The sequence below is a fragment of the Actinoplanes couchii genome, assembly GCF_016862075.1.
Taxonomy (GTDB): domain Bacteria; phylum Actinomycetota; class Actinomycetes; order Mycobacteriales; family Micromonosporaceae; genus Actinoplanes; species Actinoplanes couchii.
Map to the genome: position 1 here is coordinate 119,262 of NZ_BOMG01000097.1, position 13,596 is coordinate 132,857.

Annotated in this window: 13 protein-coding genes; 10 read left to right on the forward strand and 3 right to left on the reverse strand. The window is 70.9% G+C overall.

Annotated features, from left to right (window positions below):
• The first annotated feature begins 15 nt into the window (after positions 1-15).
• Genes Aco03nite_RS54340 through Aco03nite_RS39395 form a run of 3 tightly spaced genes read left to right on the forward strand, consistent with a single transcriptional unit; the run spans position 16 to position 4,018 of the window.
• Positions 16-1,908, forward strand: coding sequence for a hypothetical protein (locus tag Aco03nite_RS54340; RefSeq protein ID WP_203805700.1), 1,893 nt, complete (start codon positions 16-18; stop codon positions 1,906-1,908).
• 31 nt (positions 1,909-1,939) lie between these two features.
• Entirely contained in the window at positions 1,940-2,857 is a 918-nt protein-coding gene (locus Aco03nite_RS39390) for a CHAT domain-containing protein (RefSeq protein WP_203805703.1), read from the forward strand.
• A 39-nt stretch (positions 2,858-2,896) separates the two neighbouring features.
• On the forward strand, positions 2,897-4,018 hold the full coding sequence (locus Aco03nite_RS39395; RefSeq protein ID WP_203805705.1) for a tetratricopeptide repeat protein: 1,122 nt from the start codon (positions 2,897-2,899) through the stop codon (positions 4,016-4,018).
• 127 nt (positions 4,019-4,145) lie between these two features.
• Here the strand turns inward: Aco03nite_RS39395 and Aco03nite_RS39400 are convergent, their stop codons facing one another.
• On the reverse strand, positions 4,146-4,790 hold the full coding sequence (locus Aco03nite_RS39400) for a TetR/AcrR family transcriptional regulator (protein ID WP_203805707.1): 645 nt from the start codon (positions 4,788-4,790) through the stop codon (positions 4,146-4,148).
• Positions 4,791-4,855: 65 nt separating this feature from the next.
• On the opposite strand from Aco03nite_RS39400, the gene Aco03nite_RS39405 reads away from it, so the two are divergent.
• Positions 4,856-5,329 (forward strand): DUF1453 domain-containing protein, encoded by a 474-nt coding sequence (locus tag Aco03nite_RS39405; protein WP_203805710.1) that lies wholly within the window; start codon positions 4,856-4,858, stop codon positions 5,327-5,329.
• A gap of 24 nt (positions 5,330-5,353) precedes the next feature.
• Here the strand turns inward: Aco03nite_RS39405 and Aco03nite_RS39410 are convergent, their stop codons facing one another.
• Together Aco03nite_RS39410 and Aco03nite_RS39415 are read right to left on the reverse strand one after the other, a co-directional pair.
• Positions 5,354-6,058, reverse strand: coding sequence for an SDR family NAD(P)-dependent oxidoreductase (locus Aco03nite_RS39410; RefSeq protein ID WP_203805712.1), 705 nt, complete (start codon positions 6,056-6,058; stop codon positions 5,354-5,356).
• Positions 6,059-6,899: 841 nt separating this feature from the next.
• Positions 6,900-7,769 (reverse strand): helix-turn-helix transcriptional regulator, encoded by an 870-nt coding sequence (locus Aco03nite_RS39415; RefSeq protein ID WP_203805714.1) that lies wholly within the window; start codon positions 7,767-7,769, stop codon positions 6,900-6,902.
• Positions 7,770-7,903: 134 nt separating this feature from the next.
• Between Aco03nite_RS39415 and Aco03nite_RS39420 the strand changes: the two genes are divergently transcribed.
• The 6 genes from Aco03nite_RS39420 to Aco03nite_RS39445 all read left to right on the forward strand — a co-directional run bounded on the left by Aco03nite_RS39420 (position 7,904) and on the right by Aco03nite_RS39445 (position 13,583).
• Entirely contained in the window at positions 7,904-8,938 is a 1,035-nt protein-coding gene (locus Aco03nite_RS39420; RefSeq protein WP_203805716.1) for an alcohol dehydrogenase catalytic domain-containing protein, read from the forward strand.
• Positions 8,939-8,998: 60 nt separating this feature from the next.
• Complete coding sequence (locus Aco03nite_RS39425; protein WP_203805718.1) at positions 8,999-9,862, forward strand: helix-turn-helix transcriptional regulator; 864 nt, start codon at positions 8,999-9,001, stop codon at positions 9,860-9,862.
• Positions 9,863-9,963: 101 nt separating this feature from the next.
• Positions 9,964-10,509 (forward strand): flavodoxin, encoded by a 546-nt coding sequence (locus Aco03nite_RS39430; RefSeq protein ID WP_203805720.1) that lies wholly within the window; start codon positions 9,964-9,966, stop codon positions 10,507-10,509.
• A 17-nt stretch (positions 10,510-10,526) separates the two neighbouring features.
• Positions 10,527-10,901 (forward strand): DUF2255 family protein, encoded by a 375-nt coding sequence (locus tag Aco03nite_RS39435; RefSeq protein ID WP_203805722.1) that lies wholly within the window; start codon positions 10,527-10,529, stop codon positions 10,899-10,901.
• A 16-nt stretch (positions 10,902-10,917) separates the two neighbouring features.
• Entirely contained in the window at positions 10,918-11,940 is a 1,023-nt protein-coding gene (locus Aco03nite_RS39440; protein ID WP_203805723.1) for an aldo/keto reductase, read from the forward strand.
• Positions 11,941-12,104: 164 nt separating this feature from the next.
• Positions 12,105-13,583, forward strand: a complete 1,479-nt coding sequence (locus Aco03nite_RS39445; RefSeq protein ID WP_203805725.1) for an MFS transporter — start codon at positions 12,105-12,107, stop codon at positions 13,581-13,583.
• Positions 13,584-13,596: the final 13 nt, after the last annotated feature.

Here is a 13,596-nt window from a genome sequence, read left to right on the forward strand (position 1 = left end):
GGATAATCTCGGGCGGTGACCGCACGGACACGCTACGACCGTGACATCGCGGACCTTCGCGGCCCCGCCGCGCGGGGCAGTGTCAACGCGATGCTCGACCTGGCCGCCCTGCTGCGCGAACGGTTCCTGCACACGGGAACCGCCGCCGACCTCGTGGACGCGCACGGCATCCTGGCCGGCGCCGCCGACCGGCTGCCCCGCGAGCACCCGGCGCGGGCCGTGGTGCTCAACAACCTGGCGCCGATCCTGCGCGACCGCTACCAGCTGACCGGCGATCCCGGGTTCCTGCGCGGCGCCCTGTCGTGCAGCCCGCCGCCCGGGCCCGGGGATCCGTACCAGTACGCGCTGAACCGGTCGGAGACTCTGCGCCTGATCGCCGAACGCGACCGTGATCCGGCAGCCCTGGCCGAAGCCGAGGCGCTGCAGCGGACCGCCCTGACCCGGATACCGGACGGCACCGACGTGCGGGAGAGCCTCGGCGAGCTGCTGCGCCTGCGCTACCACCTCACCGGCGACCCGGCCGCACTCACCGAGGCCGGCGAACTGCTGCGGCGATGCGTGCAGGACACACCCACCGACCATCCGCGGTACGCCGACCGGCTCGCGGCGCTCGGCAACACCCTGCAGCTGACCGCGTTGCACACCGGCGACGAACCGACCCGGGAGACCGCGATCCGGTACCTGCGCCACGCCCTGGAACTGACCCCGGAGCCGATGCAGGGCCGGGCGTTCCGGATGACCGACCTGGGGACCGCGCTGTGCGACCGGGGCCGGCACACCGACGACCTGACCGCCCTGCGCGACGGCGTCGCCCTGCTACGGGCCGCCCTGGACGAGACACCACCGGACGACGGTTCGTGGGGCAACCGCGCGCAGAACTTCATGAACGTCGCTCTGACCCTGGTCGAGCGCACCGGCGAGACCGCCGTCCTCGACGAGGCGATCACCTTCGGCGACCGGGCCCGCACCACAGGTGCCTGGGCGACCACCGTCGACCTGCTGCTCGCCGGGCTGCTGCGGCGCCGGTTCGTCCTCACCGGGCGGCTCGGCGACCTCACCGAGGCCCTGACCGTCCTGGACCGAGCCGCCGGCCGCGTGCCCTACGGCGACACCGACCACGTCGCCCTGCTCGGCAATCAGGGTCAACTACGGCTTGCCCGGTACGAGGCCGCCGGTGACCAGGGCGACCTGCGCCAGGCAGTGGTGGCCCTGGGATCCGCGGTCCGCGCGAGCCGGCCCGGTGAGCCGATGCGCGCCGACTGCCTGAACGCGTACGCCGACGCCCTCACCCTGCAGGCCCGCGCCACCGGCGACCCGGCCGTGCTGCGCTCCGCCGCCCGCGCCTACCGTGAGGCCGCCGGCACGCCGGGGCTGCGCCCGATGACCCGGGTCCTGGCCGCCCGGGCCTGGGGGCGCGCCGCCGCCGACACCGGGCAGTGGGCCGGCGCCCACGAGGGATACACCCTCGCCGTACGGCTGCTGCCCCTGGCCGTGTCCCGCCGGCTGACCCGCGGCGACCAGGAATACGGCCTCGGCCGGCTCGACGGCCTCGGCGCCGACGCCGCCGCGTGCGCGCTGCAGGCCGGCCACCCGGAAGCCGCCCTGCAGGCACTCGAGATGACCCGCGGGGTGCTGCTGAGCCACGCCACCCAGGGCCACGACGACCTGGCCCGGGCCGGCCGCCGAGATCGCCGGGCTGCTCGACCGGCTCCGCTCCGAAGGCCCGCTCACCGGCCCCGCCACCGACGACCGTCACGACCTGGACCTGCGGTTACGCGGATGCCTGGACGCCGCGCGGGCCCTGCCCGGCTGGGCCGGGCTGCTCGGCCCACCAGACCCGGCAGACCTGTACGCGTGCGCTGCCGACGGCCCGATCGTCCTGATCAACGCCACCGAGCACCGCAGTGACGCCCTGATCGTGCAGCCCGGCGGTGTCGCGGTGGTACCGCTGCCCGGCCTGACCCGGCAGGCCGTCGAGGACCAGTCGGTGGCGCTGGCCGCCGCGGTCGACCGGGCCGCCGACCGCGGCGCGGGCGACCGCGACGCCCAGCAGGCGGTGGCCGGAGTCCTCCGCTGGCTGGGCGCCACCGTCGTCGACCCGGTCCTGGACCACCTCGGCGTGCCCGCCGGGCATCCGTCCCCGCCGCGCGTCTGGTGGTCACCGGTCGGGGCCCTGGCTCTGCTGCCGGTACACGCGGCGGCCGCCGGGCGGGTCGTCTCGTCGTACACCCCGACACTGCGGGCGCTGCGCCGTGCCCGGGCCCGGCCGGCGGCGCCGGGGCCCACCCTGGTGGTGGCGATGGCCGAGACACCCGGTGCGACGCCGCTGCCGCAGGCCGGGCGGGAGGCCGCGGCCGTCGCCGACCTGACCGGGGCGACCGTGCTGCGCGAGGCCGGAGCCACGGCCGGGGCCGTCCGTGCGGCGCTGCCGCGGCATCCGGGTGTGCACTTCGCCTGCCACGCGGTCGCGGACCCGGCGGACCCGTCGGCAGGGCGGTTGCTGTTGCACGACCACCGGGAGCAGGCGTTGACCGTACGGGAAATCGCCGATCTTGATCTTGATCTGGCCCGTCTCGCCGTGCTCTCCGCCTGTGAGACGTCGCGCACCACCGCGCACCTGCCGGACGAGGCGCTGCACCTGGCGTCGTCGTTCCAGCTGGCCGGCTATCCCGAGGTGGTCGGCACGCTGTGGCCGGTCAACGACCGGATCGCCCGGGCCGTCGCCGTCGACCTGTACCGCGGCCTGCAAGCGGGCTCGGGAGCGGCCGAAGCACTGCACGCCGCCACCGAACGATGCCGCGCCACCTATCCGGACACCCCCACCCTCTGGGCGGCATACGTGCACAGCGGTCGATGACAGCCCCCTGATCTTGGTGAATGTCTGCCATGGTGGGTCATGAGGTTCTTCCGGCGCCGACCCGAACCCGACCCTCCACAGCCCGCCCCACCCGAACCCACTCTGGAGATCGCCGACCACCCCGAAGGCATCGGCGTCACCGTCGACGACAGCGGCCACGTCCCCCGTGTCACCGTCACCCTGTCGCCGAAGATCGCCGTCGGCGCCCTGCTCGGCACCACCATGGAAGAAAAAGGCCAGAACCACCCCGAGACCCTCGAACTCGCCCATCGGTACGCGGTGATCCTCGCCGCCGAGCCCGCCGACCGCGAACAGGGCATCGAGCTCCTGGAATGGCTGGCCGACGCCACCGGCGACAACCCGCTCGTGCTCAACGACCTCAGCCGGGTCCTGCAGGAAGCCGGCTACCTGGCCCGGGCCGAGGACGTGTACCGCCGGGCCCTGTCGCAATGGGAGAACCAGCGCGGCCAGGACGACGAGAACACCCTGAGCGCCGCGAACAACCTGGCCATCGTCCTGATCGGCCTGGACCGGCACGCCGAGGCCGAAGGCCTGCTGCGGGACACCGTCGCGCGCCGCGCCCGCACCCTCGACCCCGCCCACCCCGACACGGTCAGCAGCCGCAACACTCTGGCCGGCGCACTGCGCGACGGCCCCGCCCAGCTGGCCGAGGCGGAAGGCATGTACCGCGCGATCATCGCCGACCTCACCACCCACGGCGGCCCGCCCGAGCTGGGCCACGCCGCCCGGCACAACCTCGCCGGCGTCCTGTTCCACCAGGGCAGACTCGGCCCGGCCGAGAAGGCGTTCCGGGAACTGCTCGCCGAACGCCTGCGCACCCTGGGCGCCGACCATCCCGACGTGCTGACCACCCGCAACAACATCGCTGCCGTCCTCAGCGCCCGCGGCAAGGTCGCCGAAGCCGAACAACAGACCGCCGAGGTACTACAGGTCCGCCGCCGGGTCCTCGGCAGGCACCACCCGGAAACCCTGGACAGCCAGGTCAACCTGGCCGCCATCAAAGCCAACCAGGGCCGCGTCGCCGAGGCCCTGCCGCTGCTCGACGACGCCATCACCGGCATGCGCGCCACCCACGGCCCACAACACCCGACGGTCCGCGAACTCGAGCAGATCCGAGCCCAACTCCGCCGCGGCGGCTAGGCGGCCGGGATGGGTGGAGAGATCGGCTGATCTGGTCGGTGGGTTGACCTGCTGTGGCTGGCGTCCGCCGCGTCGTTCCTGACCGGACCGATTCTCGGCACCGCGTTCGGCGCTGCGGCGACCGCCATCATTGCTGCCGTTCCTCCCGCACATCCCCTGCGCCCGTACGGACCAGTGAGTCCAGATGGCGGCGGATCACCTCGCGCTGAAGCTCCGGCGGGAACCGCTGCGGGAACAACACGGCCTGCATGCCCAGACCGTCGAGCAGGGCCCGTAACCGGATGCCCTCCACCTCCACGTCGAGGTCCGCCGGTAGACCGCCGGCCGCCTGGGCGCCCCGCACCGTGCGGATCACCAGATCCTGCAGGATCTGGTGGGTCTCGTTCGCCTGAGCCAGCAGCGCGGGTCGCGTGCGGGCTGCCATGGCGAACTCGTGCCAGAGCACCAGCTCGTCGTGACGTGCCGCGTCCAGCGGCAGGAACTCCGCGAGCAGATCCTCGGTGTGCCGGCGCCGGTCGGCCCGGGCCTCGCCGAGAATCGTCTCGGCGTGTGCCCAGACCCGCTCGCTGACGCGCCGCCCCAGTTCCTGCAACGCGAAGATCAAGAGTTCGTCGTGCCCGGTGAAGTAGTGCCGGATCGACCCGATCGCCAGGCCCGCTTCCTCGGCGACGTTGCGCAGCGAGGCCGCCTCCAGGCCGTTACGGGTGACGACGACGTGGACGGCATCGGCCACCATGCGGCGCCGCTCCTGCGGGTCGACGATTTTTGGCATGCGACTTTTATAGCACGTACATGCCATAATATTTAGCACACCCATGCGAAATAGGGAGTGTGACAGTGAACGGTTGGACCCTGGCGGCGGTCGTCACGATCGTCCTGATCGCCGTCGTGCTCAAGCGGCTGATCGGCGAGCCCCTCAACTGGCGAGATCTGTGGGCGGCGCCGGTCATCCTGACCGGCATCGGCCTGTACACGCTGCACCGGACCGCCGGCCTGCATGCCAGCGACTACGCCTGGCTGACGGGCGGCTCCGCACTGGGCCTCACCCTCGGATACCTTCGTGGTTCGTTCGTCGAGGTCTACGAGAAGCGCGGATATCTCTGGCAGCGCTACCGTGGCCGAACCTTCGCGGCCGTCGTCGGCACGTTGCTGGCAATGTTCGGCTACGCACTGCTGGCCGACAGGTTCGGCATGCAGCCGACGGCGCGCCCCGTCCAACTCTCGATAGGAATCAGCTTCATCGGCGAAGCGATGGCCGTCACCCGACGGGGCCTGTCTCTCGGAACGCCGTTCGCACCGACACGCAGATGACCGTGGTGGGGCCACGCACCTTCCTCAACGGCCGAGCACGGCGCCGTCGTCGAGGCCGATGATCTGTCCGGTCAGGTAGCCGGCGTCGGGTGAGGCGATGCAGCGGACGGCTGCTGCCACGTCGGCAGGTGTTCCGGCCCGGCCGACCAGGGTGTCGGCCACCTTCGTGGCGACGAAGTCCGTGGTGTCCTGCACGTAGCCGGGGGCAGGGACATTGACGGTGATGCCGTCCCCGCCCAACTGGCGGGCCAGGCCCAGAGCCCAGCCGTGCACGGCCGCTTTCGCCGCGGCGTAGGAGCCGGCGGAATGCTTCCCGGCACCGCCCCGTTGCGCCGCAGCGGAGCTGATCATGATGAGCCGGCCGCCGGGCCGGCTCAACAGCGGCAGCACCGCGGTGAGCAGATTGGTGTCGAGGTCCCGCTGCCACGACCGGGCGAGCGCTTCGAGGCTGTCGTCCGCCGGCGGGGTGATGATCGCACCCGCGTCGTTGACCAGCACGTTGACAGAACCCAGCCGGCCGATGGTCGCGGCGGCGCCACGAACCTGCGCCGGATCGGTCAGGTCCGCGCCGATCGGAATCACGTGGTCCGTTCCGGTGGCTTCGTTGATCTCGGCACGCGCCCGATCCAGCAACTCCTCCCGCCGGCCGATGATCACCACGTGGCCGCCCTGCCCGGCGAACATGCGGGCGATCTGCTTACCGATGCCGGTTCCGCCACCCGACACCACAGCAAGCCAGATCCCTAACCGCGGGCCGCCAAGCTCAATAATTATTGGATTACTGTTACTGGCAATCCAGTAATCGACCCAGAGTCGAGAAACGGGCAAATCGGACGTACATCATAATGTCAGTTCTGTTGCATTCCTATATGCCTGTAGGATTTCTGGCTGAGGAGGCGCTGTCCTGGCTCCGCCTACGTTGTTGAACGACACGGAGATGCCACCGAAAACGAGAATGGTTGCCGTAGTCGTGAGTCAATCCATCGCTCGCAGCCTCCGCACCGTCATCCGAAACGTGCCTGACCGAGACGAGTGAAACCTCAGGAGGATCGTTCTGGTGGAACCGGATCAAGATCCGCTGCTCAAGCGATGGGACCGCGCACACGGCTCCGGTGCTGGCCGCGGGTGCCCGGACGACGTAACTCGGTGCCAACGGAGACCATGCAACCCGCGGTCGTGATCCCGAGTGCCGACGACCGCACCATCTGCCGTCGGCACCGCTGCTGGATCGGCCCCCGCAGGTGCGCCGGCAGGCGGCGCACCTGTTCGCAGCGGGTGTTCCCGCTCCGCGGGTCGCGCGGATCCTGGAGGTGTCGGCCTACCACAGTGGCTGCGGGCGTGGACGGCCGGTGGGACCGCGGCTCTGGCCTCGCGAGGGGCTCCGGGACCGGATCCCCGCCTGTCGGACAGTCAACTGCAGAGACTGCGGCAGCGTCGGGACGCCGGCTCGGCGGCCGCCGGTTATGGGCAGGACCAGCAATGGACCTTCAGTTGACCACGACGTACGGGCGGCGCGACGGCGTATGAATCGCGGTGCGGACCGTCGCCAAGACGTTCTGACGCCGGTGGATCAGGCGCGGTCGGCGGTGGTGGCGCTCCAGCTGGCGAGCAGGTCGAGCTTGTCGCGGTCGGTGGAGCCGGGCTCGGCGCTGTAGGCGTTGATCCGCAGCCCTTGGCCGTCGGTGAGTTCCATCGACTCGTAGCCCAGGTTCAGCTCACCGACCACGGGGTGGTGCAGGTGCTTGATCCCGGAGCGGTGCAGGCGGACGTTGTGCGCCGCCCACCAGGTCCGGAACACCTCGCTGCGGGTGGTCAGCTCACCGATCAGGTCGGTCAGCGCCCGGTCGTACGGGTCTCGGCCGGCTTCGCCGCGCAGCAGGGCGACCACGTCCTCGGCGAGTTGTTCCCAGTGGTGGTAGAAGTCCTGGGCGCCGGGGTCCAGGAACAGGAACCGGGCCAGGTTCGGGGTACGGGCGGCGCCGTCGAAGATGGGGGCGAACACCGCCCGGCCGAGGGCGTTGCTGGCCAGGATGTCGAGCCGGCCGTTACGGATGTAGGCGGGCGCGCCGGTCATCGCGTCGAGGATGTGCTGCACACCGGGCCGGATCTGCTGCGCGGGGCGTCGCCGGCTGGCCTGCGCGGTCCTGGCCGGTCCGCTGTTGGCCTGCCGGGCCAGGTCGAACAGGTGCTCGCGTTCGGCGTCGTCCAGGTGCAGTGCCCGGGCCAGGGCCTCCAGGACACTGTCGGAGACGCCGGTGAGGTTGCCGCGTTCGAGGCGGGTGTAGTAGTCGACGCTGACCCCGGCGAGCATCGCGGCTTCCTCGCGGCGTAGCCCGGGCACCCGCCGGTTGCTGCCGTAGGCGGGCAGCCCGGCCTGCTCCGGGGTGATCCGGTTGCGGCGGGTGGTGAGGAAGTCGCGGGTCTCGCTGCGATGGTCCATGCCTTCGACGGTACGTCCGTGAATGTGCCGGTGGGGGGTTCTGCCGTTACCTGGATCAGCAGTGACTCCCACGTCGGCTGACATGGCGGTTTCCTGGATGGCGAACCAGTGCTTCCACGAAGGGCATTTTGAGAATGCGTGCGACCTACATGTTCGGCGCCGGCGACGTGCGTGTGATCGACGTGCCGGATCCGAAGCTCGAGCAGCCCACCGACGCGATCGTGCGGATCGTGGCGGCCTGTGTCTGCGGCAGCGACCTGCACCCGTACCACTCGATGGCGGCCGATGAGAACGGCAAGCCGATGGGGCACGAGTTCGTCGGCGTGGTCGAGGAGACCGGCGCCGAGGTTCGTACCGTGAAGGCCGGTGACCTGGTCATCGCGCCGTTCGCGTGGCAGGACAACGCCTGCGACTTCTGCCGCGAGGGCTTCCAGACCTCGTGCCGGCACGGCGGGTTCTGGGCGGCCGGCGGTATCGGCGGTGGCCAGGCCGAAGCGGTCCGCGTCCCGCAGGCTGACGGCACCCTCGTCAAGGCACCGGTCGAGACCGGCTCGGCGCTGCTGCCGTCGCTGCTGACGCTGTCGGACGTGTTCGCCACCGGCCATCACGCGGCTGTGCGCGCCGGCGTCAACGCGCGGACCACCGTGACGGTGATCGGGGACGGCGCCGTGGGTCTGCTGGCGGTGCTGTCGGCGAAGCGCCTCGGTGCCGAGCGGATCATTCTGATGGGCCGGCACCGGGCCCGTACCGATCTGGGGTGCGAGTTCGGGGCGACCGACGTCGTCGCCGAACGCGGCCAGGAGGGCATCGCCAAGGTCCTGGAGCTGACCAGCGGCGACGGCACCCACACCGTCCTGGAGTGCGTCGGGCACACACCCGCCTACGAGCAGGCCCTCGGCGTGGCCCGGGTCGGTGGGGTGATCAGCCGCGTCGGCGTGCCGCAGTACACCGACGGTGACATCGGCTGGAACCTGTTCGGCCGCAACCTCACGCTGACCGGCGGTCCCGCCCCGGTCCGCCACTACATCGACGAGCTGCTGCCCGACGTGCTCAGCGGCGCCGTCGACCCGGGCAGGGTGTTCGACCGCACCGTGAGCCTGGAGCAGACCCCGGACGCCTACCGGGCGATGGACGCCCGCGAGGCCCTCAAGGTCCTCGTCCGCCCCTGACTTCTGACGTGACCGGCCGCCGGAACCGCACCGCGGTTCCGGCGACGAGGGAGGCCCGTGATGAATCACCGCGAGCAGATCCGTGACTTCCTGACCACCCGCCGCGCCAAGCTCACCCCCGCTCAAGTCGGGCTGCCGACCGCCGGGACCAGCCGACGCGTGGCCGGCCTGCGCCGGGAAGAGGCGGCGATGCTGGCCGGGGTGAGCGTCGACTACTACACCCGCCTCGAACGCGGCAATCTGGCCGGAGCCTCCGACGGTGTCCTGGACGCTTTGGCGCGCGGCCTGCGCCTCGACGACGCCGAACGCGAGCACCTGTTCAACCTGGCCCGCACCGCGAACGCCGCCCCCGCCGCCCGCCGCCGCACGGCCAGTCCTCGCTGGCTGCGACCCGCCGTGCAGCAGATCCTGGACAGCATGATCGGCACCCCGGCCCGGGTGCACAACGCCCGCCTGGACGTGCTCGCCGCCAACCCGCTCGGCCGCGCCCTCTACGCGCCGCTGATGGCCACCACGGTCCGGCCGGCCAACAACGCCCGATTCACGTTCCTCGACCCGTGCGCGCGGGACTTCTACCGCGACTGGACGCGCGTCGCCGACGACATCGTGGCGATCCTGCGCGCCGAAGCCGGCCGCCACCCCTACGACAAGGACCTCACCGGCCTGATCGGAGAGCTGTCCACCCGCAGTCTCGAGTTCCGCACCCGGTGGGCGGCACACGACGTGCGCTCGCATCACAACGGCATCAAACGCCTGCGCCACCCGCTCGCCGGCGACATCGACCTCACCTTCGAGGCCATGGCTCTGGCCACCGACCAGGGCCTGACGTTGGTGGCGTACGTCGCCGAGCCCGGGTCGGCCAGCGCGGCGGCGCTGCGGCTGCTCGCCCTCACCGAGACCACTGCCGCGGTCGAGGCCCGATGACCAGCCGGCGAACGCTTCTTCAACTCGGTACGGCCGGGATCGCCCTGTCCGCCTGCGGCACACCGCAGCCACCACCACGTGTCGAAGGGCCGCGATCTTCCATGACAGCGTCTGCCGCGGGCCGTCGGGTACTGCTGGCCTACTTCTCCCGGGCGGGAGAGAACTACCACAACGGTGGCCGGCGCATGCTCGAGGTCGGTAACACCGAGGTGGTCGCGGAGATGATCCGCGAGGCGCTGGGCTGCGACGTGTTCCGGATCGAGGCCGCGCAACCCTACCCGCGCGAGTACGACCCGACGGTGGCCCGCAACGTCCGCGAACAGGACGCCGGCGCCCGGCCGGCGATCGCCGCTGCGCTGCCGTCACTCGCCGCATACGACACCGTGATTCTGGGCAGCCCGATCTGGAACGTCCGCCCGCCGATGATCATGACCACGTTCACCGAAGCGTTCGACTTCACCGGCACGACAGTGTTCCCGCTGACCACCCACGCGATGAGCGGACTCGGCCGGGCCGTGGAGGACTACACGGCCTCCTGCCGCGGCGCCACGCTCGGCGAAGCCCTCGCCATTCGCGGCGAACAGGCTGCGGACAGCGGGCCCGATGTCGAGGCGTGGCTGCGCCGCATCAGCCTGCTCCCCGGCTAGAGAAAAGGACGATTGTGATGACCTGGACCAGCGACGAACTCGCCAAGGTCGGCAATGCCGAGGAACTGCGCGTCGCCTCCTACCGCACCGATGGCACACTGCGGCCGTACGTGACGATCTGGGCCGTCCGCGCCGGCGACGACCTGTACGTGCGCAGCGCCTACGGCGCCGGCAACGGCTGGTTCCGCCGCGCCACGGCGTCCGGGACCGGCCGTATCCAGGCCGGTGGTGTCGAACGCGACGTCACCTTCACCACCGTCGATCCCGGCGCGCAGCCTGGCATCGACGAGGCCTACCACCGCAAGTACGACCGCTACGGGCCGGCGATCGTCGGCTCCGTCACCGGCCCGCAGGTGCCCGCCGTCACCCTGCGCCTGCTGCCCACCACCTGATCCGAAGGGAAGCACTATGGAACTGCGACCGCTGGGACGTACCGGTGTCCAGGTCAGCAAGCTGTGCCTGGGCACCATGATGTTCGGTGACTGGGGCACCAAGGACCACGACGAGAGCATCAAGATCATCCATCGGGCGCTGGACGCCGGGATCACCTTCGTCGACACCGCCGACGTCTACTCCGCCGGCGAGTCCGAGGTCATCGTCGGCAAAGCGCTCAAGGGCCGCCGCGACGACATCGTCCTGGCCACCAAGTTCTTCATGCCGATGGGCGACAACCCGAACCACCGCGGCGGCTCCCGCCACTGGATCATGAAGTCCGTCGAGGACTCCCTGCGCCGCCTCGGCACCGACCACCTCGACCTCTACCAGATCCACCGGTGGGATCCCGCCGTCGACCTCGACGAAACCCTCGGCGCACTGACCGACCTCGTACGTGCGGGCAAGGTCCGCTACCTCGGGCACTCGACCTTCCCCGCCTCCACCATCGTCGAAGCCCAGTGGGTCGCCGAGAAACGCGGCCGGGAACGGTTCGTCACCGAACAGCCGCCCTACAACATTCTCGTGCGCAACATCGAGAACGAGGTGCTGCCGGTCACCCAGCGCTACGGCATGGGCGTCATCCCCTACAGCCCGCTCGCGGGCGGCTGGCTCTCCGGCCGCTACCGCAAGGACGCACAGGAAGGCCCGACGTCCGAGGCCCGTAAGCGGCTGGCCGCCCGCTTCGACCTGTCGCTGCCGGAGAACCAGCGCAAGCTGGAGGCCGCCGAGCAGCTCGCGCAGCTGGCCGACGACGCCGGTCTCACGCTGATCCAGCTGGCGATCGCGTTCGTGCTGCGCCACCCGGCGATCACCGCCCCGATCATCGGCCCGCGCACCATGGACCACCTGGAGTCCCAACTGGCCGCAGCTGATGTGGTGCTCTCCGACGACGTCCTCAACCGGATCGACGAGATCGTCCCGCCCGGCCTGACGATCAACCCCGCGGAGAACGGCTGGGTCAGCCCGTCCCTGCAACCGGCCGCCCGCCGCCGGTAGACCGGCCCCTGCGCAGCACCCGCCGTCCGAGCTTGCCGGCTCGGACGGCGGGTGTATCCGTGTGAAGGGGGTACTGCCAGTACCGGGCAAGGCCGTTACTCCCTGGCCCGGGGCTTTCGCGGTTGTCTTGAGTCAGCAGACATCCTCTCGAAGGGAAGTGCCCGGTGCCGACACCGCGCCCCACGACCGAGCCCGCGACCCGGGCCGCGACCGGTCACCCCACGATGATCCTGGCGATCATCTGCCTGAGCTACTTCATGGTCATCCTCGACAACTCGATCATCTTCACCGGCCTGCCCAAGATCGAAGAGGCGATGGCGTTCACCCCGACCAGCCTCACCTGGGTCCAGGACGCCTACACCCTGGTCTTCGGCGGCCTGCTCCTTCTCGGCGCCCGCTCCGGCGACATCGTCGGGCGCCGCCGCATGTTCATCATCGGCCTGATCCTGTTCGGCCTCGCCTCGTTCCTGGTCGGCGTCGCCCCGGCCGCCTGGTGGATGATCGCCGCCCGCGCCCTGCAGGGCATCGGCGCCGCGATCCTCGCCCCGTCGTCGCTGTCGCTGCTGACCGCCAGCTTCTCCGAAGGCCCTCAGCGTGCCAAGGCCGTCGCCGCCTACAGCGCTGTCGCCGGCATCGGCGCCAGCGCCGGCCTCGTCGTCGGCGGTGTCCTGGCCGACCTGGTGTCCTGGCGGGCCGGGTTCTTCCTCAACGTGCCGATCGCCGCCGCCATGATCGTCCTCGCGGTGCGGGTCATCGGTGAGACCGAGCGTCGCCGCGGCCGTTTCGATCTCATCGGGGCGCTCTGCGCGACCCTGGGTATGACCGCGCTGGTGTTCGGGATCGTCGACGCCGCCGAAGCCGGCTGGGCAGCCCCGACCACCATCGGCGCCTTCGTCCTGGGCGTCCTGTTGCTGACCGCGTTGGTGCTCAACGAAGCCCGCGCCGAGCAGCCGATCATGCCGCTGCGCCTGTTCGCCAACCGGCAGCGTACCGGCTCCTACCTGGTCCGCATGCTGTACATGGGCGCGATGATCGGGTTCTTCTTCTTCACCACCCAATACCTGCAAGGCGTCCTGGGCTTCACCGCACTGCAGGCCGGCATCGCGTTCCTGCCCATGTCAGCGGTCAACTTCGTCGTCGCCCTGATCGTCACCCGCCTCGTGACCCGCTTCGGCGCCACCCCGACCCTGATCACCGGCGTAGCCCTCACGCTGGCCGGAATGGCCTGGCTCAGCCGTGCCGGCCTCGACAGCAGCTACCTGCTCGCCGTCGCCCTGCCGATGGTCGTCATCGGGGTCGGCCAAGGCCTGGCCTTCGCTCCCATGACCTCCGCCGGCCTCAACGGCGTCAACGGCAACGACGCGGGAGCCGCGTCCGGCCTGATCAACACCTTTCACCAGATCGGCAGCGCGCTCGGCCTCGGCATCCTGACCACCGTCGCCGTCGCAGCCGTCCCTGTCAGCAGCAGCGAACGAACCGCCCTGGCCGACCGCGTCGGCGCCGCCCTCACCGGCAGCACCGCCATGCTGACCCTCGCCCTCGTGCTGGTCGTCGCCCTCATCGCCCGCACCTCTCGCGCCCAGCGTGGACCGGGCAATGCCGAATCCGCTGCAGCCCCCCAGCAGGCTCTCGCCAACCGCTGACTGCACCACCCAA

What these genes read in the sequence shown, in the direction of transcription:
- Aco03nite_RS39430 (WP_203805720.1), top strand. Translation starts at nt 9,964, where the DNA reads ATGACAGCGTCTGCCGCGGGCCGTCGGGTACTGCTGGCCTACTTCTCC.
- Aco03nite_RS39415 (WP_203805714.1), bottom strand. Translation starts at nt 7,769, where the DNA reads ATGGACCATCGCAGCGAGACCCGCGACTTCCTCACCACCCGCCGCAAC.
- Aco03nite_RS39400 (WP_203805707.1), bottom strand. Translation starts at nt 4,790, where the DNA reads ATGCCAAAAATCGTCGACCCGCAGGAGCGGCGCCGCATGGTGGCCGAT.
- Aco03nite_RS39435 (WP_203805722.1), top strand. Translation starts at nt 10,527, where the DNA reads ATGACCTGGACCAGCGACGAACTCGCCAAGGTCGGCAATGCCGAGGAA.
- Aco03nite_RS39395 (WP_203805705.1), top strand. Translation starts at nt 2,897, where the DNA reads ATGAGGTTCTTCCGGCGCCGACCCGAACCCGACCCTCCACAGCCCGCC.
- Aco03nite_RS39440 (WP_203805723.1), top strand. Translation starts at nt 10,918, where the DNA reads ATGGAACTGCGACCGCTGGGACGTACCGGTGTCCAGGTCAGCAAGCTG.
- Aco03nite_RS39420 (WP_203805716.1), top strand. Translation starts at nt 7,904, where the DNA reads ATGCGTGCGACCTACATGTTCGGCGCCGGCGACGTGCGTGTGATCGAC.
- Aco03nite_RS39425 (WP_203805718.1), top strand. Translation starts at nt 8,999, where the DNA reads ATGAATCACCGCGAGCAGATCCGTGACTTCCTGACCACCCGCCGCGCC.